This is a genomic window from Acinetobacter sp. AOR34_HL (assembly GCF_027854795.1).
In the GTDB taxonomy this organism is placed as follows: Bacteria; Pseudomonadota; Gammaproteobacteria; order Pseudomonadales; family Moraxellaceae; genus Acinetobacter; species Acinetobacter junii.
Window position 1 is genome coordinate 38660 of sequence record NZ_JAKTID010000047.1, and the last position, 18667, is coordinate 57326.

Sequence of the window (18667 nt, forward strand, 5' to 3'; positions counted from 1 at the left end):
CAGCAGGGAGTACAAAATGTATAAAATTCTAGCTGGATTTGGATCGATTGTACGTTCGTTGTGGATGGTGTTTAGCCATGCCACGCGTAAACGTGACACGATTTTATATCCAGAAGTACCAGCTGAACAAATTGTACCTCCACGCTTTCGTGGTCGTATTATCTTGACGCGTGATCCTGATGGTGAAGAGCGTTGCGTAGCATGTAACCTTTGTGCGGTTGCTTGCCCAGTAGGCTGTATTTCATTGCAAAAAGCGGAAAAAGAAGATGGGCGTTGGTATCCAGAATTTTTCCGTATTAACTTCTCACGTTGCATTTTCTGCGGTATGTGTGAAGAAGCATGTCCTACAACTGCTATTCAAATGACGCCTGATTTCGAGCTTGCTGAATACGTTCGTCAAGATTTGGTTTATGAGAAAGAAAACTTACTCATCTCAGGTCCTGGTAAATATCCTGATTATAACTTCTACCGTGTAACAGGTATGGCTGTAACAGGTAAAGACAAAGGCCAAGCACAAAAAGAAAGTGCACCAGTTGATGTACGGAGCTTATTACCATGATGTGGCCATTTTATTTGATGGCACTTGTGGCCATTGTTTCGACAGTTCGTGTTGTAACTAACACGAACCCTGTACATGCGTTATTAAGCTTGATTGTTTCATTGCTCGCTGTTGCTGGTATTTTCATGATTGTGGGTGCACCGTTTGCGGCTGCACTTGAAATCATTGTCTATGCAGGCGCGATCATGGTTTTGTTTGTCTTCGTTGTGATGATGCTCAACCTAGGTCAAGAAACAGTTGAACAAGAAAGTAAATGGTTAACCTCAGATGCATGGGCATATCCTGCAATGTTGAGTTTTATCTTAGGTTTGACACTTGTTTGGATGTTAAATGGTGAATACACCACGATTTCTGCACCAATGGGCTTAGAAATCGTTGGTCCTAAAGCCGTAGGTCAAGCGTTATTTACTCACTATCTATTATTGGTAGAAGTTGCCGCGATGTTGTTGCTTGCAGCCCTAGTTGCTGCATATCACTTAGGCAAACGTGAACCAAGTGCAGAAGAGGATAAAGAATAATGGGACACATCCCTTTAGAACATGGTTTGATTGTCGCAACCATCCTTTTTGCACTGGGTTTTTACGGTGTAATGGTGCGTCGCAACCTATTATTTATGCTAATGAGCCTTGAAATCATGATGAATGCTGCTGCATTAGCATTTGTCCTAGCAGGTAGCGTTTGGTCTCAGCCAGATGGTCAAGTGATGTTTATTTTAATTTTGACACTTGCTGCTGCCGAGGCGTGTATCGGTCTTGCGATCGTCCTTCAGTTTTATCATCGCTTCCATCACTTGGATGTTGATGCTGCTAGTGAGATGCGCGGATGAGTACATTATATTTAACCGTTTTATTCCCGCTCATTGGTTTTATCCTTTTAGCGGCAGGGCGCAATAAACTTTCTGAAAATGTAGCTGCCATCATTGGTGTTGGTTCAGTTGGTTTATCTGCTCTATTTGCTTTAATTGCTGGTCTTGCTTTTACGAGCAGTGGTCAAACCGTTTTTGTTCAACATTTATGGACTTGGTTCAGTGTTGGCGGTTTTGAGCCAGGTATTAGCTTACATCTTGACGGCTTGTCATTATTAATGACGGGCATGATCACAGGTGTAGGTTTTCTGATTCATATCTTTGCATCATGGTACATGCGTGGTGAAGAAGATTACGCGCGTTTCTTCTCTTATTTCAACCTATTCGTTGCCAGCATGTTGTTGTTGGTACTTGGTGATAACTTAGCGTTATTGTTCTTAGGTTGGGAAGGCGTGGGGCTGTGCTCTTACTTACTGATTGGTTTCTATTACTCTAATCCTGCAAATGGTTGGGCAGCAATCAAAGCATTTACAGTAACACGTGTCGGTGACGTATTCCTACTCATCGCATTGTTCTTGCTTTATCAACAATTTGGTACTTTGAATACTCAGTACATCGTTGAAAATGCAGCGACTGTAATGACGCAAAGCTCATCATTGTCAATTTGGACAGCATTAATGTTGTTCTTGGGTGCAGCAGGTAAATCAGCGCAAATTCCATTACAAACATGGTTAGCTGATGCGATGGCAGGTCCGACACCAGTATCTGCATTGATCCATGCTGCGACAATGGTTACAGCAGGTGTGTACCTATGCTGCCGTATGTTCTCCGTGATGGAAATGGCACCAGAAGTGATGCAGTTCATCTCGATTACAGGTGCTGTGACATTGCTTGTGGCTGGTTTTGCAGCGCTAGTTCAAACCGACATCAAACGTATCTTGGCTTACTCAACTATGAGTCAGTTAGGTTATATGTTTATGGCTGTAGGTGCTGAAGCTTACCAAGCTGGTTTGTTCCACATGTTGGCTCATGCATTCTTCAAAGCATTATTGTTCCTTTCTTCAGGTGCTGTAATTCTTGCATGTCATCACGAACAAAATATTTTCAAAATGGGTGGATTACGTAAAAAGATTCCATTCGTATTTTGGTGTTTCGTCATCGGTGGTGGTGCATTGGCTGCACTTCCAATCGTAACTGTTGGTTTCTTCTCTAAAGATGCCATCTTAGGTGCAGTATATGCACAGTCTACAATTGCAAACATTCCACTTTACAATACATTGTATTGGGTTGGTGTAGCGGGTGCTTTCTTAACTTCTATTTATACGTTCCGTCTAATTTGGGTCGTATTCTTCGGTGAAGAAAAAACACATGCGCATGCAATTCATGGTGTGACATATTGGGCACCACTTGCGATTCTTGCTGTGTTATCCACAGGAATTGGTTACTTCTTGCAAGCACCAGTTGCAAATTTATTGACTGCTGCAAGCATTCCAAGTTTTGTTATCCCTGAAGCTTTACATGAAGCTGTTGTACATGCAGAACATTTGGCGAGTGGTATTGCACTTGCTGGTTTAGCAGTAGGTATCTTCCTATTTGCCTTTGCATATGGTGCTGTTAAATCATTTGCTCAAACATCATTGGGCGCTGGTTTAGCACATATTTGCCGTACCGCATTTGGTTTTGATGCTTTGTATGACATCGTATTCGTCAAACCTTATTTATTGATTGCGAAAATCTTAGGCCGTGATCCAGTTGATGGTTTATGGCTAGTACTACCTGCGATTGTAAAAGGTGGTAATACCTTTACTAGCTCGCGTCAAACAGGTTCATTACGTGAATACGCATCAAGCATGTCACTCGGTGTAGTGGTGCTATTGATGATCTTGATCGTGATTCAGGTTGTGGGGAAATAAAATGGAAAACAATTTAATTTTACCCGCACTGATTTTAGTTCCTTTCATTGCTGGTTTTATTTGTTGGTTGGTTGATAAATTCGACCAACAATTACCGCGTTGGATTGCCTTAATTGGTATGCTTATTACCTTTGGTTTAGGCATTGCACTTTGGCAGAGTGGTACATTTAGTTACGAGCTGGGTGGTAAAGTCCCAACTTGGGCGGCTGAGTTTCATTTACCTTGGATTCAGACACTAGGCATTAGCATTCACTTGGCAGTGGATGGTTTATCTTTACTCATGGTATTACTGACTGCATTACTTGGTGTACTTGCGGTTGGTTGTTCATGGGGTGAGATCCAAAAGAATGTTGGTTTCTTCCACTTAAACCTCCTGTGGAGTTTAGGTGGTGTTATCGGTGTATTCTTAGCGATTGACTTATTCCTGTTTTTCTTCTTCTGGGAGATGATGCTCGTACCAATCTACTTCTTGATTGCGTTATGGGGTCATAAAGGCTCGAATGGTCGTTCACGTGTTTATGCTGCAACCAAGTTCTTCTTATACACGCAAATTGCTGGTTTGATCATGTTGATCGGTATCTTAGGCCTTGTGGTTTATGGATACATGATGACAGGTATGATTGGCTTCGATTACAACTATCTATTGGCTGTGGCGAACCACTTACCGCCTGAAGTTGCTTATGCATTTATGCTATGTTTCTTCATCGGTTTTGCTGTGAAATTACCTGTGTTCCCATTACATGGTTGGTTACCTGATGCACATGCACAAGCACCAACTGCAGGTTCTGTGGACTTAGCTGGTATTTTGATTAAAACAGCAGCCTATGGTTTACTTCGTTTCGTTATCCCATTCTTCCCAGCAGCATCAGCACAATTTGCTGATATTGCGATCATTCTTGGTTTGATTGGTATTTTCTACGGTGCATTCTTAGCGTATCAGCAAACAGATATGAAACGTTTGCTTGCGTATACGTCTATTTCGCACATGGGTTTCATCTTACTTGCTATTTACGCAGGTAATATCCTGACATTCCAGGGTCTTATGATCATGATGTTGGCACATGGCTTGTCATCTGCTGCATTATTTATCATGTCTGGTCAGGTTTATGAGCGTTTACATACACGTGACTTACGCTTAATGGGTGGTTTACGCGGTCAGTTGCAGTACCTTCCATTTTTCTTAATGTTCTTTGTAGCTGCACTTGTTGGTGTACCAGGTTTAGGTAACTTTATTGGTGAATTCCTGATCTTGATGGGTTCATTCAAAGCTTATCCTGTATTCACGATTATTGCGGCAGTAAGCTTGGTGTTTGCTGGTCTTTATGGCTTGATTTTGATTCATAAAGCATTGTTTGGTACACCAAATCCAGAGCAACAGCAGCACTATACAAGCCCATTAAAAGATTTATCAGCACGTGAAGTTACTATCTTGATGATCTGTGTGATCGGTTTGGTTTGGTTAGGTATTTACCCACAAACATTCTTGGATGTATCTCATTCAAGCATGCAATGGTTAGTAAATAGTTATATGCCAGTACAAGAAGTTGTTGAAACTGTTCAGCAGACAACAACTCAACTTGAGCATGTGGAGATGCAATAAACCATGAACTTCACACTTTCTTTTTCTGAACTTATGCCGCTCGTCCCTGTGATGATTGTGGCGTTGACTGCAATTGTTGTGATGTTATTGATTTCGATTAAACGTAATCATAATTTAATCGCAACAACTTCAGTTGTGGGGCTTAACCTCGCTGCAATTTTTATCGCATACACTGCGTATACAGGTCACTATGCACCTGTAAACGTGATGGGCATGTTTATGGTTGATCCATTTACCATGCTCTATCAATTCATGATTTTGATCGCAGCTTTGGCATGTTGTACTTTGTCACATGCTTATATTGAGACATATAAAGACAATCGCGAAGAGTTGTACATCTTGCTACTGTGTTCAGTAGCAGGTGCGATGTTGATGGTTGCTAGCTCTCATTATGCTTCGTTCTTTATCAGCTTAGAATTAATGTCAATTCCAGTATATGGTATGTTGGCATATACCCATCAGCGCAGCCAATCTTTGGAAGCAGGGATTAAATATCTTGTGCTTTCAGCGACGGCATCTGCAATGTTGTTAATGGGTATGGCGTATATTTATGCTTATACAGGTTCATTATCATTCTATGATTCTGTACAAGCGTTATTCACTGCAATCAAACAGCCAATGGTGTTATTGGGCTTAGGCTTAATCATCTTTGCTGTTGCGTTTAAACTGTCACTTGCTCCATTCCACAAATGGACACCAGATGTGTATGCAGGTGCTCCAGCACCGATGGCAACATTCTTGGCGACAGCTGCGAAAGTAGCAACGATCGGTTTGTTTGTACGTTACTTATTGGCATCAGGTGCAATCCTAGTTGAATCGCTGGTAACAGTGCTTACAATTATTGCTGTATTGTCAATTTTAGTAGGTAACTTACTTGCAGTACGCCAAGTAAACTTGAAACGTATTCTTGGTTATTCATCGATTGCTCACTTTGGTTATTTGTTAATTGCTTTAATTAGCATGACTTATGCGAGCCTTGGTAGCGTGACGGTCTATGTGATTACTTATGTACTTACAACAATCGGTGCGTTTGGTGCAGTTACGTTAATGTCGAGCCCTTATAACAACGTGGATGAAGCACAAAGTCTTGCTGACTACCGTGGTTTGTTCTGGCGCCGTCCGATTTTGACTGCAACATTAACTGTGATGATGTTATCGCTAGCTGGTATCCCATTAACAGCGGGCTTTATTGGTAAGTTCCTTGTGGTTATGGCTGCAGTAACAACTCAACACTGGTTCTTAGCTGCAATGATCGTTGTGGGTAGTGGTATCGGTTTGTACTACTATTTGCGTGTCATGGTTGTGATGTACATGACTTCACCAGATACTCCTCGTATTGATGCTGATGCGCATTGGGGAACTAAAGTTGGTGGGATCATGGTACTAGGTGCTGCATTGTTGGTATTGTTCTTAGGTATCTATCCAGATCCAATGATCAATTTAGCATTAAAATCAGAGATTCTTTCTCCATTACATTTCATGTTATCTCAGCAACAGTAATCATCCGATAATCTGATTTGTACAAAAAAGCCTCCAAAACTGGGGGCTTTTTTATTGAATAGTAAAAAAACACTTTATAATAAGCGAATATTTATATTAGCTAGGTACTTACTCGTGTCGATTCAAGAAATTCGTCATCCGCTTATTCGCCATAAACTTGGTTTACTTCGTCGCTCTGACATTAGTACTAAGAACTTCCGTGAATTAGCGCAAGAAGTTACGATGCTATTGACGTATGAAGCAACAAAGGACTTATCTGTTGTGGATCACGAAATTGATGGGTGGGCAGGGAAAGTAACAACTCAACGTATTGCAGGGAAAAAAATCACGATTGTTCCGATTCTTCGTGCAGGAATTGGAATGCTAGAAGGTGTACTTAACCTGATTCCAAGTGCAAAGGTGAGTGTTTTAGGTTTAGAGCGTGACGAAGCAACTTTAGAAGTTCGCACTTACTATAAAAAGCTAGTACCAGATGTCGCTAATCGTTTGGCGATGATTATTGATCCTATGCTTGCAACGGGTAATTCATTGATTGCTGCAATTGATGTATTGAAAGCTAGTGGCTGTAAAGATATTCGAGTGATGATTTTGGTTGCTGCTCCTGAAGGGATTGCAAAAGTTGAAGCTGCACACCCTGATGTTCGTATTTATACGGCTTCAATTGATCAAGGCCTGAATGAAGAAGGTTATATCGTGCCTGGTTTGGGTGATGCAGGCGATAAAATCTTTGGTAGTGTGCAAAAAGATTAATTTTAAAATATGAAAAGAGACTTTTTATTTCTGTGATTTGAAAGGGAAATAGCAAGTCTCTTTTTTATTATCTATATAGTATGATGAGCATCATCGTAAAGTAGGATAAATGTCATGAAGCAAGAGCTCTACCACGGGAAAATTAAGCAATATAATCCTGAGAAAGGATTTGGTTTTATTGCATCGAATGGTGAAGATATCTTTTTTCATATCTCAGATTACCCTGCAGCTGAAGGTGAACCTAAGCGCAATGAAAAAGTGAAATTTTCAGTTGTAGAAAATCAAGGTAAATATAAAGCAATTAAAATTGAGCGCGTTGATCCTAACCCCGCTAAAACTAAGAAAAACAAAATCATGGATCACAATAAGTCGATTACCAATGAATTGTTATCAAACTTAAGACGTTGATCCTTACAGTAATCTTTGATTGAAATATCATGAGAAAAGAGGCTTTACGGTCTCTTTTTTATTAGAATAACCAAAACATGAAAAATTGAGTGCAAAATGTTTGTTGAAGGAAAAATAAAAAAATACGATACAGAAAGAGGTTTTGGCTTTATTAAGGTAGATGGTCATCAAACTGATGTTTTCTTCCATATCAAAGATTTTCCAAAAGCATCTGGTGAACCTAAAATTGGTGAAAAACTAAAATTTTTGATCGTTGAAGATAATAATGGAAAGTTTAAAGCTGCAAATATTGTGCGCTTAGATCAAAAACAAGCATATATTGATTATCCAAACTATGCCAACAACTCATCTACTCAAAATAAATCGGTCTCACAGCAAAAACATGCAAATCATAAAGGTATGACTTTTATGATTATTGGCTTGATTGTGATTGCAATTTTAGGAGGATTAGTTTTCAAAAAATATCAGTCGTATGCAGAATCAAAAGAATTAAAAACAGCACAGCTGATTGCAGAGCAGAAGAAAATTGTGCAACAGCAACGAGATGCTTTGGGTGAGCTGCCGGAAATTAAATTATCTCAAAAGACAGAAAACGCTCTGCAAGCCTCAACATCTGTTCCTGTCATGAATAAACAATCACAACAATCGACAGCGAATCAGACTCAATTTAAATGTGATGGACGCCAACATTGTTCGCAAATGAGATCACGTGAAGAAGCAGAGTTCTTTGTGCGCAATTGTCCTAATACCAAAATGGATGGTGATAATGATGGTGAACCGTGTGAGAATGATTCGAGATGGTAAATTAAAAAGATCAGATTTAAATCTGATCTTCACAAAATTGTAGAAAGGCTTTTAATCCTGGCCCCTGATATTTTTGGCGGTGTACCAGCATATAAAGTGGTCTTGTCAGTTGCCAGAACGGTGTGTCAAGGATGACCAATTGACCTTTTTCAGCTAAAGGCTCAATCGCTAATCTTGATACACAGGACATCCCAAGCCCACCCGCTACAATTTTTAAAATTGCTTCGTTATGACCTAAGGTCAAACGAATATTCGCATCAGGAACATCTTGTAAAATTGCATTGTCAAAAACTTCACGTGTACCAGAGCCTTCTTCACGTAAAATCCATTCAACATTTAGAAAGTCAGCAGGGCTTAATGCACGTTGAATTTGAGCAAGAGGATGTGAAGGTGCACAGCAAACGGCTAATTCATCATCACGCCAGTGAATACACTGTAATTGTGGCAAATGACAAGAACCTTCAATTAAAGCTAAATCCAGTTGGAATTGATTGACTGCTTCAATCATTTGACGAGTATTACCCACTTGTAATTGTAAGTGTGCCTGTGGGTGTTTTTGTAAGAAATCAGCCATTAAATCAGGCATCAAGTAGTCGCTGATTGTGAGCGTTGCTCCCAATCTAAGGTCAATACTTTGTAATTCACCTTTGGCTGCTTGCTCAAAAGATTCACAGCGACCTAATATTTCTAATGCTTGTGGCAATAAAAAGCGTCCCAAATCATTAAGCTGTAAACGCTTGCCGAGTCGATCGAACAATGGCGCACCAAGACCATCTTCTAAATCAGCTAAAGCCATACTTGCTGCACTTTGAGTAAGTCTAACAGCATCACTGGCTTTGGTTACGGTTCCTTCCTGAGCGACCGCCACAAAAACAGCCAATTGGCGTAAGGTCATTCGCATGTTATATAGCCTTAATGTTTTGAGTATCCATCAAATATTCGATCATGCTAACATGAGCATACTGTTTCGTGCCACGTTCAAATCATGTCAATTGAAAAATTTACCGTAGAAAAGGTTTTATCTGTACATCGTTGGGCTCACAATCTTTTTAGTTTCACGATGACGAGACCCGCCCATTTTAAATTTACAGCAGGTCAATTTGCTCGTATTGGGTTGATGGTAAATGGTGAATTGGTGGTTCGTGCATATTCAGTCGTTTCTTCACCTTTTGATGAAAATCTGGAATTCTTTTCTATCGTTGTACCTGATGGTGCGTTTACTTCAAACCTTCAACATCTTGAAGTCGATGATGAGTTATATCTAGACAAAACTGCGTATGGGTATTTAACTTTAGCTCGCTATCAATTGCCTTTAGCTCATGATTTATGGTTACTAGCCACGGGTACTGGATTGGCTCCTTTTTTATCTATGCTCCAAGATTTTGAAACGTGGACGAAATATCAGCATATTCATCTTATATATAGTGTGAGATCTACAGCTGAACTGGCTTATGTAGATCGTATACAAGAGCTTGCTGAGAGCTTTGGTGAAGGGCATACAGGGTTCAAATTTGTACCAATTATTACCCGTGATCCAAATGCGACCCTACATGATCGTTTACCTATTTTGATTGAAAATGGTGAGCTAGAAAAAGTGGTTGGCCTATCACTCAATCCTGCTACTAGCCATGTGATGTTATGTGGTAATCCACAAATGGTAGAAGATACCAAGGATGCATTAAAACAACGTGGACTGACGATGAATCGTCGTGGTGAGGGAAATATTGCTGTAGAGAACTATTGGTAATAGGTACGCATGGATATGTTATTAGTGAACAAACATATCCATAAATTCGCGGATTTCTTGAATTGCGGTATCAACATCTGTATTCAGCCATGTTGGCTCAAAAAGTCCAGTGTAGTGCTCTAAGCGATCATGGGGAACAACCAGTCGAACTGGGCAATCTTCTTCAAGTAAGCGCCAAGGTAAAATCGGAACTTCATTATCGAGAAATGGTTGTACATTCCGAATATCGATAATCATTGCATTAATGCAATCAGGTAAGGGCATAACCGAGAATTCTTCAGTACGTCGACGGAAATATTCTAGATCACCCCACTTTAAAATATAGCTTGGTTTATTGAACTCGATAATACCAATCAAATGTTCATCGCGTGTGTGATGTAAAAAACATTGATGTGTGACATCAGTGTCTAAATCTAGAGAAACACTTTGTTGGCTATAGGACATACAGTAATTAAAAACAGAACAGAAACGTGACAGAGGATTATAGCTTATTTTTATAATTTTCTAAACCGCCTATATTTTATACAAGAATGCAAATAATAAAAAGTAGAGTTATGCAAATAAAACAACGATAGTGCGAAGCTTTGTCACACAATGCAACACAGTCCATTGCTAATATAAAGGTCTAAGCAATAAAAGGATGAGGGCAAACTATGATGCATGATTTTAGTAAGCCACAGCCTCATGTGGCCAGTAAAGAAGAAATAGCAAGGAAAAGGAAATTACCAGTCTATATGCTCATTATCGTAGGGCTGTTCTTGCTAGCATTATTAATTTTTATGGTTGCAGACCATTCGAATAAACCTACTGCACAAGTGATCATTTCACAGTTGCATTCGGTCCTTTTAAATGCGTAAGCAATCTATCTTAGACCAAACCTAATCGATTTAACGAGCTCATTGGTGTGAACTAATGGGCTTTTTTTGCAAAATTATGCGTAATTTTTGTTGTATTAGTGATGCTGTTCGTTGATTGAGAATTAAACAAAAATTATGGTCTAGATATCCATTCGTGATGTTCTCTTAACAGAATGAGTTTGGGTAGCTGTATTTGACTTAAAAAACACATAAAAGGATAACATGACATGAATGAAATTTTTAGTGATCCATCCCAAAGAGGGAGATTTGATGCAATGTATTATTGGGATCAATTTCAGCCAATATTAGCCGCAATTGTTATTCTACTGGTGGGTTGGATTATTGCCCTAGTGATTGCAGCAGGCGTGAAAAAGTTATTACAAAAATTTGATACCAATCATAAATTGTCATCGGCGACTGGTAGAGCGCCCAATATAGAAAGTCTCATCTCCAAACTTGTATTTTGGTTTGTGATGATTTTGGCCGTTGTTGGTGCATTAAATGTCTTAAATATTAGTGGTGTAAGCGATCCATTTAGCAATATGGTTGGTCGTGTACTGGCTTATATTCCAAATCTGTTAGCTGCTGTTGCCGTCGGATTTATTGGTTGGATTGTTGCACGTTTGGTGCGTCTAGGCTTGACCAATGTATTATCCAAAACTCAGTTAGACGATAAGTTAAGTAGTGAAGTTGGTGTTAGTTCACTGAGCGGTAATATTGCTGAGATCTTTTATTGGTTAGTTTTATTATTATTCTTGCCGATTGTTTTATCTATTCTCGGTTTAACTGGGCTACTTGTTCCTGTGCAGAATATGGTAAATGAAGCAATTGCATTCTTACCGAATCTATTCATTACAGGCGTAATCATTTTTGTTGGTTATATTTTAGCGAAAATCGTTCGTGGTATTGTTGAGGGCTTAACCAATAGCTTAGGTTTACAGGCTCAAGCAGCAAAGATCGGATTATTTAAAAATTCAAGTGTTTCTAAATTCTTAGGTTCATTTGTATTTGCAATTATTATCATCACAGCATTAATTGTGGCATTTGAAGCATTGGGTGTTGAAGCAATTTCACAACCAGCAACAGCGATGTTGAATGAAATTATGCATGCAATTCCACAAATTATCGCGGCTGGATTGATTTTAATCGTGGCTTATGTGGTATCGAGATTTGTTGGACGTTTGGTCGCTGAATTAATATCAGGTGCTGGTGTTGACGAAGTTCCGATGAAACTGGATGTACAACGTTTTCTTGGACAAACACGTGTTTCTGATATCGTTGGCTATTTGATCGTGTTCTTTACTATGTTATTTGCTGTTTCTGAAGCAGCGAATCGCTTAGGTTTAGAACAGGTGAGTGGCTTGATTGCCATGTTTATCCAATTCGGTGCAGACATTTTACTCGGTGCTGTGATCTTGGTCATCGGTTTTTGGCTTGCAAATGTGGTTGCGAATGTCGTGCAACGTGGTGAATACAACAGCTCACGTTGGTTAGGTAATCTAGTTCGCATTTTGATCATGGGCTTAGTCATTGCGATGGGTCTAAAAGCAATGGGTATTGCCGATTCGATCGTTAACTTGGCATTTGGTTTGACGTTGGGTTCTGTTGCAGTTGCTTTTGCATTGGCATTTGGTTTAGGCGGTCGTCAACCCGCTGAACGTTTATTGACAGATTTATTGGATAAAGCAAAAACCGAAGCTAAGCAACCAAATCCAATTCATCAAAATCAACCTACAATCAGTACCAATAACAATCCAACTCCTCCTTCATCTCCATATTCAGATGAATAGAAAAAATAATCTTTGATTTTTTTGATCAATTCGACCACTCTTAACAGGGTGGTCGTTTTGTTTTTTCAATAAATAAAAAGTCTATAGGAGAATTAAATGAAGAAGCCTAACCGCGTATTTGCACCGATTATTATTGCTGGAATCACTGTAGGATTTTTGGCAAGTGCATATAAATTCGTGATTGCAAAGTCTGGCACGAGCAAAGAAAAATCAACATCAAATAGCTCGCAATCCTCTTCTGTTGAAGCAGCGAATTCTCCTGAGCATCACTCTTAGTTCATCAAATGATCTGCTCAATTTGAATTTTCTAGACGAATTGAGCAGCGGCTTGTGCTGATGACCACGCCCATTGGAAGTTATATCCCCCAAGATGACCTGTTACATCGAGAACCTCTCCAATAAAGTACAAGCCTTTTTGTTTTTTACTTTCCATGGTTTTGGAGGATACCTCGCTGGTATCTACGCCACCGAGAGTCACTTCTGCAGTTCGATAACCTTCTGTTCCTGATGGTTTGACAGTAAAAGCATGTAATTGTGCCGCAATGTGCTCAAGTTGAGCATCGCTGATATTGCCAATCGCAGTTTCACTGTGATCCGCCCAAATGAGTTGTTGTAACTCAATAACAATACTTTTTGCAGTGAACTCATTGAGTAAAGTTCTGAGTAGAACTTTAGGTTGTGATTTTTTCTTGGCTTTGAAAAAATCTAATAAATCTTGGCTTGGGAAAAAGTCTATTTTAAAACTTTCTCCAACATGCCAATAATTGGATAGTTGCAAGGAGCTTGGACCACTTAAACCGCGATGGGTAAATAAAAGTGCTTCAGTAAATTGATGACGATCGTTGATCAAGGTTGCATCTAATGCATTACCACTCAAGCGAGTGGTTACTTCTTTAAACTGATCTGAAAAAGTAAAGGGAACAAGACCAGCACGGGTTGGAAATACATGATGTCCGAACTGCTTTGCCAGTTCATAGCCAAAACCTGAACCGCCTAATGTTGGAATCGATAAACCACCAGTGGCAACTACTAACGACTCACAGTGATAAGTGCCTTGATTGGTTTCAATAATAAAACCTGAATCTGCTTTATTTTTTACCTGTTCAACTTCGCAGTGTGTTTGAATTTCAACGTGCTTTGATTTGCTACATTCTGAAAGTAACAATTCAAGAATTTCTTTAGAGCCTTTCAACGTGAAGAGCTGACCATGTTTACGTTCTTCGTATTCAATGCCGTATTCACAGACCAAACCAATAAAATCCCAATTGGTATAACGGGTTAAGGCTGAAATCACAAAATGCGGGTTTTCTGAAAGATAGTTGGAAGGCTCTACCTCTAAATTGGTGAAGTTGCATTTACCACCACCTGACATCAGAATTTTTTTACCGACTTTATTGGCTTTTTCAAGTACGACGACTGAACGTCCACGTTTGCCTGCCTCAGCAGCTAACATCAAGCCCGATGCACCTGCACCTAAAACAACCACATCAACTTGATGAACCATGAGCATTACTCGATAGAATACGAAAAGCGGGCAATTATAGAAGATTTAAAGCCTTTTGAGTACGTCGATTGTTTGATTAAAAAATATGCCTTTAAAATCAAGGCATGCTATAAAGTTGAATTCTATAGAGGGGTAAAAATAATGAACGATAAAATATTTTTAAACGATATTCAGCCCAACAACCAAGATCAACTAAGACAATATACTTTAATTGCCTATGGTTTATATGCAGCCAGTATTTTTGTGGGTTTGACCAGTATTGCAGCTGTCATCATGAACTATATGAAACGAAATGAAGTACAAGGTACGTGGTTGGCGAGCCATTTTGAATGGCAAATCAAAACCTTTTGGTTCACGCTCATTGGTGCTGTGATTGGTTTCGTATTGTCATTTGTCCTCATCGGCATTCCAATCTTGTTTGCGGTGTCGATTTGGTTTATTTATCGCATCGTAAAAGGTCTTGTGGTGTTTATGGATAATAAACCAATCGGTGATGGATGGTTTTAAGCCGTTAGAATCAGTAGATCAAAAGTCACTTCAGGGTGACTTTTATTTCATGCGTCCTTGTAGTCCACCTGTATGAATCGCTAAGATTCTCGTATTCACAGGGAAGTTCCCTTGTTGAATTAAATCAAATAATCCCATCATCATTTTAGCTGTGTAGACCTGCTCTAGTGGAACAGCATATTGTTGTTCGAATTGCTGCATAAATTGCAGCAGTTCAGAATTGGTTTTGGCATAACCACCACAACAATATTTATCTGTTAAAGACCAGTTGGTTTTATTGGTCCATTGTTGAATATCGTGCTTGAGAAAATCACCTTTAAGTGCCGAAAAGCCTAAAATATGTTGCTGATCTGAACTACTTTCGATGATCCCTGCAATCGTGCCACCTGTACCGACAGCACAACCAATCACATCATAATTTTCTCGATCATCAGCAGACAGAATTTCTTTCGTGCCTTGTATCGCAAGTTGATTAGTCCCGCCTTCTGGAATAATCAAAGTATTTGGATAACGCTGTTTTAATTGTTGTAAATACTCAACTTCATGGCGAAGTCGGTATTCAGCTCGACTGACAAAATGCAGTTGCATACCAAAATCTTGTGCGGTTTGCAGGGTTGGATTGAACGCTTGTTTAGCTAACTCCTCACCACGAATAATGCCAATACTTTGAAAACCAAAATAATGTGCTGCATAAGCTGTTGCAGCGATGTGGTTGGAGTAGGCCCCGCCAAAGGTCAGTACTTGATTTAAATTTTGTTGCTTAGCTTCGAGTAGATTGTATTTCAGTTTGAAAAATTTATTCCCTGAAATCTGAGGGTGAATGAGATCAAGACGCTTCACCGTCAATTGCACAGGAAAGGGAAGGTCTAATGTTTGATAAGGGGTTGGAAAAGCAATTTGATCAAACATTGGAATAAACAAAAATTGGATTTGATCACATTGTAAATGTATTTGATTGAGAATGTCAGTGCTGCATTAAGAGTCGGTATCTACAGAGCTCATCACGGACATACCAGGACGTAAATTTTCGATGCCTTTTTGGTTTGGATCTATCGCAATACGCACTGCAATCCGTTGCACCACTTTAGTAAAGTTACCTGTGGCATTATCAGGTTTTAGTACGCTAAATTCGGAACCAGCCGCAGGGGAAATTTGCTCTACATGTCCTGTGAATTTCTGATGATTCATGGCATCCACAGTAAAATACGCTTTTTGCCCAATTTTCATATTGGCAATTTGCGTTTCTTTAAAGTTCGCAATCACCCATGTTTGTTTCGGGATTAAATACAATAATTGTGTTCCTGCTGCCACGTATTGACCTACTCGTGGATTGACCTCACCGAGTTGACCATCTAATGGTGCAACAATCGTGCTGTAATCCTTTGTGGTATTGGCTTGATCCAATTGCGCTTGAGCACTATTCACTTGTGCTCTTAGTCCAGCTTGCGCGACTTGTGCTGTTTTTAATGCTTCTTGTGCAACGAGGATATTCGCCTGCGCTTGTTTGAGCAAAGCTAGATTATTTTGTACATCCGCAGCCGCTTTATCTTGTTCAGATTTTGATGCTGCACCGCTATCTCCAAGTTGTTGATAGCGTTTAAGTTGTGCGATGGATAAGTCGTATTGCGCTTTGACTTGATCAAGTTTGGCTTGCGCTGCAACCACATCAGCTTGGCGTTGGGCGATGGCTTGAGTTTGATTGGCTAGACTATTTTCTGCTTGTTCTACACCTGAGACAGCCTGCGTGACTTTTTGATCATAGGTGGTTGCATCAATATGCATCAACACTTGACCTTGTTTGACCTGATCAAAGTCCTTGACCAATACATCCTTGATATAGCCATTAATCTGTGAGGAAAGAATGGTAGTTTTGCCTTTCACATAGCTGTTGTCAGTTTGCTCAATCGCCGTATGAAATGGACCAATTCGCCACGCCCATAAAATAATGGTAATCCCCACAATTAATACTAAAAGCATCCACCATAAGGTAGAGCGTTTGGTTTTAATCAATTTACTGGTTGTAGGTGGCGGTGGTGGTGGCATTTTTGGCACGGACTCAACTGCTTTGTCAGACTGAGCATGATTATTCTGCTCAGCGTTTTCGATCTTGGAACTTTCAGGTTTCTCTTGTTCAGACATAATTTTTTCTCAATCAAATACAATAAAATTAATTTGCTGTTTGCAAGCTTCTATGGGTTTTGTACTTATTACGAGCATATTTAAATAAGCCCCAAAGCAGCAAAATAACGGCAAAGATGCCATTTAAGGCAATCACATCGTTATAGGCACGAACCTGAGCTTCACGAGTCACCACCTTATTTAAATTCTGTAGGGCTTGATTGTTTTGTAAAACAGGGTCATTCGTTGTGAGCATTGAACTATGTTGATAACTTTGCAAACGCTGTGCGACAAGGGGATCGGTAGGATCGAGATTTCTACTAATCTCAACTTTATAATCATAAGTGTGGCGTTGCTGATAGGTATTGAAAAATGATGAACCGACTAAACCACCAAAGTTTTGCGTAGCTGAGAACAATACAATAAAGGTCACGACATATTGAGGACCACGTTGTAAGGTACGCATAAAACCCATCAATAGCAGTGGACCAATAAATACGCCCCCTGCAAAACTCACCAAGAACTGGCTTCGATAAAAGTTTGCAGGTCGTACATCACTGGTCAGGTGATAATCCAAAGCACAGGCGATCAGAATTAAAACTTCAGCCAGAAATAAATTTAAAATTAAACGCTCACGATGAAATGTCAGCGCACTAAATACCGAACCTGCAATCGTTCCACAGAAAATAACCACATAAAGCGGAACAAATTGATCAGGACCCATACCAACAGTTTTTAGAAAATTGACCGCAGCGTAGCTTTGTTCAGACATTAATAGTCTGAGCGCAAAGGCACTGACGATGAAACTCAAAAGATCGCCTGTCGCCAACCAACGTGTCATGATCAGTGGATTGCGACGATAATGTTCATAAGTCAAACCAAACACAATTAAACAAAAACCGACGATCAAGGTATAGGCTAACCAAGGGCTATCAAACCACCAGTGAATAGGCCCTTGTGTTAATACGATACACAGGCAGGCGAAACCCGGAGCGAGCAGTGCAAAGGTAAAAAAGTCGGTGGTGTTTCAAAAAGTATGCTGAAAAAAACAATATGGCTTTTGATAAAATAGAGGTATGAAAATAACGCTACAAATCAAATGTCCTACCTGTCTAAGTAACAATATAAAGAGAAATGGCATCAAAGTAGATGGGAAACAAAACCATCAATGCAAAGATTGCAAACGTCAGTTTATTGGTGATCATGCATTAAGCTATCAAGGGTGTAACTCAGGTATTACCGGCAAGATATTACATTTAATGGTCAGAGGAAACGGTGTAAGAGATATTGCTGAAGTCGAGCGTATCAGCATTGGCAAGGTATTACGAACCTTAAGTGAATCGATCTATCAGATTCAGCCTAAACAAAGCAACTACGAATGTCTTGAAGTCGATGAACTCTGGACTTTTGTAGGGAATAAGAAAAATAAACAATGGCTTATTTATGCCTACCATCGAGAATCTGGAGAAATTGTTGCTTATGTTTGGGGTAAGCGGGATTTAGCAACGGTTCAACGTCTTAAAGCTAGACTTAAAAAGCTTGGGGTTCAATATGCTCGAATTGCGAGTGATCCCTGGGATAGTTTTATCACAGCATTTCAATGTTGCAAGCAAGTGATCGGTAAGTTTTTTACCGTCGGTATTGAAGGTAACAACTGTAGAATTCGTCATCGAATCAGGCGTGGATTTAGGAGAAGTTGCAACTTTTCTAAAAAGCTCGAAAATCATTTTAAAGCCTTTGATTTGACTTTCTTTTACCTTAATAACGGATTTGTTTAACGCCAGCATACTTTTTGAAACACCACC

Annotated in this window: 20 protein-coding genes and 1 pseudogene; 15 read left to right on the forward strand and 6 right to left on the reverse strand. The window is 39.6% G+C overall.

What is annotated here, in order from left to right:
• Nucleotides 1–16: 16 nt before the first annotated feature.
• From nuoI to MKL32_RS08325, 9 genes are all read left to right on the forward strand, one after another.
• Nucleotides 17–559, forward strand: a complete 543-nt coding sequence (gene nuoI / locus MKL32_RS08285; protein WP_004914290.1) for an NADH-quinone oxidoreductase subunit NuoI — start codon at nt 17–19, stop codon at nt 557–559.
• Nucleotides 559–1077, forward strand: a complete 519-nt coding sequence (gene nuoJ, locus MKL32_RS08290; protein WP_171053817.1) for an NADH-quinone oxidoreductase subunit J — start codon at nt 559–561, stop codon at nt 1075–1077. The genes nuoI and nuoJ overlap by 1 nt, the downstream gene beginning before the upstream one ends.
• A complete protein-coding gene (gene nuoK, locus MKL32_RS08295) occupies nt 1077–1385 on the forward strand; it encodes an NADH-quinone oxidoreductase subunit NuoK (RefSeq protein ID WP_004914285.1) in 309 nt (102 codons plus the stop codon). Before nuoJ ends, nuoK begins: the two co-directional genes overlap by 1 nt.
• Nucleotides 1382–3277, forward strand: a complete 1896-nt coding sequence (gene nuoL, locus MKL32_RS08300) for an NADH-quinone oxidoreductase subunit L (protein WP_004914283.1) — start codon at nt 1382–1384, stop codon at nt 3275–3277. The genes nuoK and nuoL overlap by 4 nt, the downstream gene beginning before the upstream one ends.
• A gap of 1 nt (nt 3278) precedes the next feature.
• Complete coding sequence (gene nuoM, locus MKL32_RS08305; RefSeq protein WP_004960309.1) at nt 3279–4877, forward strand: NADH-quinone oxidoreductase subunit M; 1599 nt, start codon at nt 3279–3281, stop codon at nt 4875–4877.
• Nucleotides 4878–4880: 3 nt separating this feature from the next.
• Nucleotides 4881–6377 (forward strand): NADH-quinone oxidoreductase subunit NuoN, encoded by a 1497-nt coding sequence (nuoN, locus tag MKL32_RS08310; protein WP_004914279.1) that lies wholly within the window; start codon nt 4881–4883, stop codon nt 6375–6377.
• 114 nt (nt 6378–6491) lie between these two features.
• Nucleotides 6492–7127 carry a uracil phosphoribosyltransferase gene (gene upp / locus MKL32_RS08315; RefSeq protein WP_004914278.1) on the forward strand — a complete coding sequence of 212 codons (636 nt, stop codon included), beginning with the start codon at nt 6492–6494 and terminating at the stop codon, nt 7125–7127.
• Between the two features lie 114 nt (nt 7128–7241).
• The gene (locus MKL32_RS08320) at nt 7242–7535 is read left to right on the forward strand and encodes a cold shock domain-containing protein (protein ID WP_004914276.1); all 294 of its coding nucleotides are present in this window, start codon (nt 7242–7244) and stop codon (nt 7533–7535) included.
• A 96-nt stretch (nt 7536–7631) separates the two neighbouring features.
• The gene (locus MKL32_RS08325; RefSeq protein WP_125271972.1) at nt 7632–8339 is read left to right on the forward strand and encodes a cold shock domain-containing protein; all 708 of its coding nucleotides are present in this window, start codon (nt 7632–7634) and stop codon (nt 8337–8339) included.
• A gap of 16 nt (nt 8340–8355) precedes the next feature.
• Here the strand turns inward: MKL32_RS08325 and gigC are convergent, their stop codons facing one another.
• Complete coding sequence (gene gigC / locus MKL32_RS08330; RefSeq protein ID WP_004914268.1) at nt 8356–9240, reverse strand: LysR family transcriptional regulator GigC; 885 nt, start codon at nt 9238–9240, stop codon at nt 8356–8358.
• Between the two features lie 84 nt (nt 9241–9324).
• Between gigC and MKL32_RS08335 the strand changes: the two genes are divergently transcribed.
• A complete protein-coding gene (locus MKL32_RS08335) occupies nt 9325–10086 on the forward strand; it encodes a ferredoxin--NADP reductase (protein WP_125271971.1) in 762 nt (253 codons plus the stop codon).
• A gap of 21 nt (nt 10087–10107) precedes the next feature.
• Here MKL32_RS08335 and MKL32_RS08340 read toward each other — a convergent pair whose 3' ends face one another.
• Nucleotides 10108–10530 (reverse strand): hypothetical protein, encoded by a 423-nt coding sequence (locus tag MKL32_RS08340; RefSeq protein ID WP_005403158.1) that lies wholly within the window; start codon nt 10528–10530, stop codon nt 10108–10110.
• A 212-nt stretch (nt 10531–10742) separates the two neighbouring features.
• Between MKL32_RS08340 and MKL32_RS08345 the strand changes: the two genes are divergently transcribed.
• From MKL32_RS08345 to MKL32_RS08355, 3 genes are all read left to right on the forward strand, one after another.
• Complete coding sequence (locus tag MKL32_RS08345; RefSeq protein ID WP_125272000.1) at nt 10743–10943, forward strand: hypothetical protein; 201 nt, start codon at nt 10743–10745, stop codon at nt 10941–10943.
• A 227-nt stretch (nt 10944–11170) separates the two neighbouring features.
• Nucleotides 11171–12733: a mechanosensitive ion channel gene (locus MKL32_RS08350; RefSeq protein ID WP_204379192.1), complete on the forward strand. Its 1563-nt coding sequence runs from the start codon at nt 11171–11173 to the stop codon at nt 12731–12733.
• Between the two features lie 96 nt (nt 12734–12829).
• Nucleotides 12830–13009 (forward strand): hypothetical protein, encoded by a 180-nt coding sequence (locus MKL32_RS08355; protein ID WP_004914255.1) that lies wholly within the window; start codon nt 12830–12832, stop codon nt 13007–13009.
• Nucleotides 13010–13040: 31 nt separating this feature from the next.
• On the opposite strand, the gene MKL32_RS08360 is transcribed toward MKL32_RS08355, so the two are convergent.
• On the reverse strand, nt 13041–14237 hold the full coding sequence (locus MKL32_RS08360; RefSeq protein ID WP_125271969.1) for an NAD(P)/FAD-dependent oxidoreductase: 1197 nt from the start codon (nt 14235–14237) through the stop codon (nt 13041–13043).
• A gap of 141 nt (nt 14238–14378) precedes the next feature.
• On the opposite strand from MKL32_RS08360, the gene MKL32_RS08365 reads away from it, so the two are divergent.
• Complete coding sequence (locus MKL32_RS08365; protein ID WP_004952481.1) at nt 14379–14744, forward strand: DUF4870 family protein; 366 nt, start codon at nt 14379–14381, stop codon at nt 14742–14744.
• 42 nt (nt 14745–14786) lie between these two features.
• Here MKL32_RS08365 and MKL32_RS08370 read toward each other — a convergent pair whose 3' ends face one another.
• The 3 genes and pseudogenes from MKL32_RS08370 to MKL32_RS08380 all read right to left on the reverse strand — a co-directional run.
• Entirely contained in the window at nt 14787–15653 is an 867-nt protein-coding gene (locus MKL32_RS08370) for a 1-aminocyclopropane-1-carboxylate deaminase/D-cysteine desulfhydrase (protein ID WP_125271968.1), read from the reverse strand.
• 66 nt (nt 15654–15719) lie between these two features.
• Entirely contained in the window at nt 15720–16787 is a 1068-nt protein-coding gene (locus tag MKL32_RS08375; RefSeq protein ID WP_270900389.1) for an HlyD family secretion protein, read from the reverse strand.
• A 124-nt stretch (nt 16788–16911) separates the two neighbouring features.
• Nucleotides 16912–17880, reverse strand: a pseudogene (locus tag MKL32_RS08380) (MFS transporter); the annotation flags it as partial.
• Between the two features lie 58 nt (nt 17881–17938).
• Here MKL32_RS08380 and MKL32_RS08385 point away from each other — a divergent pair.
• Nucleotides 17939–18640 (forward strand): IS1 family transposase, encoded by a 702-nt coding sequence (locus tag MKL32_RS08385; RefSeq protein WP_262579462.1) that lies wholly within the window; start codon nt 17939–17941, stop codon nt 18638–18640.
• Nucleotides 18641–18667: the final 27 nt, after the last annotated feature.

What these genes read in the sequence shown, in the direction of transcription:
- nuoI (WP_004914290.1), top strand. Translation starts at nt 17, where the DNA reads ATGTATAAAATTCTAGCTGGATTTGGATCGATTGTACGTTCGTTGTGG.
- nuoJ (WP_171053817.1), top strand. Translation starts at nt 559, where the DNA reads ATGTGGCCATTTTATTTGATGGCACTTGTGGCCATTGTTTCGACAGTT.
- nuoK (WP_004914285.1), top strand. Translation starts at nt 1,077, where the DNA reads ATGGGACACATCCCTTTAGAACATGGTTTGATTGTCGCAACCATCCTT.
- nuoL (WP_004914283.1), top strand. Translation starts at nt 1,382, where the DNA reads ATGAGTACATTATATTTAACCGTTTTATTCCCGCTCATTGGTTTTATC.
- nuoM (WP_004960309.1), top strand. Translation starts at nt 3,279, where the DNA reads ATGGAAAACAATTTAATTTTACCCGCACTGATTTTAGTTCCTTTCATT.
- nuoN (WP_004914279.1), top strand. Translation starts at nt 4,881, where the DNA reads ATGAACTTCACACTTTCTTTTTCTGAACTTATGCCGCTCGTCCCTGTG.
- MKL32_RS08320 (WP_004914276.1), top strand. Translation starts at nt 7,242, where the DNA reads ATGAAGCAAGAGCTCTACCACGGGAAAATTAAGCAATATAATCCTGAG.
- MKL32_RS08325 (WP_125271972.1), top strand. Translation starts at nt 7,632, where the DNA reads ATGTTTGTTGAAGGAAAAATAAAAAAATACGATACAGAAAGAGGTTTT.
- gigC (WP_004914268.1), bottom strand. Translation starts at nt 9,240, where the DNA reads ATGCGAATGACCTTACGCCAATTGGCTGTTTTTGTGGCGGTCGCTCAG.
- MKL32_RS08335 (WP_125271971.1), top strand. Translation starts at nt 9,325, where the DNA reads ATGTCAATTGAAAAATTTACCGTAGAAAAGGTTTTATCTGTACATCGT.
- MKL32_RS08340 (WP_005403158.1), bottom strand. Translation starts at nt 10,530, where the DNA reads ATGTCCTATAGCCAACAAAGTGTTTCTCTAGATTTAGACACTGATGTC.
- MKL32_RS08345 (WP_125272000.1), top strand. Translation starts at nt 10,743, where the DNA reads ATGCATGATTTTAGTAAGCCACAGCCTCATGTGGCCAGTAAAGAAGAA.
- MKL32_RS08350 (WP_204379192.1), top strand. Translation starts at nt 11,171, where the DNA reads ATGAATGAAATTTTTAGTGATCCATCCCAAAGAGGGAGATTTGATGCA.
- MKL32_RS08355 (WP_004914255.1), top strand. Translation starts at nt 12,830, where the DNA reads ATGAAGAAGCCTAACCGCGTATTTGCACCGATTATTATTGCTGGAATC.
- MKL32_RS08360 (WP_125271969.1), bottom strand. Translation starts at nt 14,237, where the DNA reads ATGGTTCATCAAGTTGATGTGGTTGTTTTAGGTGCAGGTGCATCGGGC.
- MKL32_RS08365 (WP_004952481.1), top strand. Translation starts at nt 14,379, where the DNA reads ATGAACGATAAAATATTTTTAAACGATATTCAGCCCAACAACCAAGAT.
- MKL32_RS08370 (WP_125271968.1), bottom strand. Translation starts at nt 15,653, where the DNA reads ATGTTTGATCAAATTGCTTTTCCAACCCCTTATCAAACATTAGACCTT.
- MKL32_RS08375 (WP_270900389.1), bottom strand. Translation starts at nt 16,787, where the DNA reads ATGCCACCACCACCGCCACCTACAACCAGTAAATTGATTAAAACCAAA.
- MKL32_RS08385 (WP_262579462.1), top strand. Translation starts at nt 17,939, where the DNA reads ATGAAAATAACGCTACAAATCAAATGTCCTACCTGTCTAAGTAACAAT.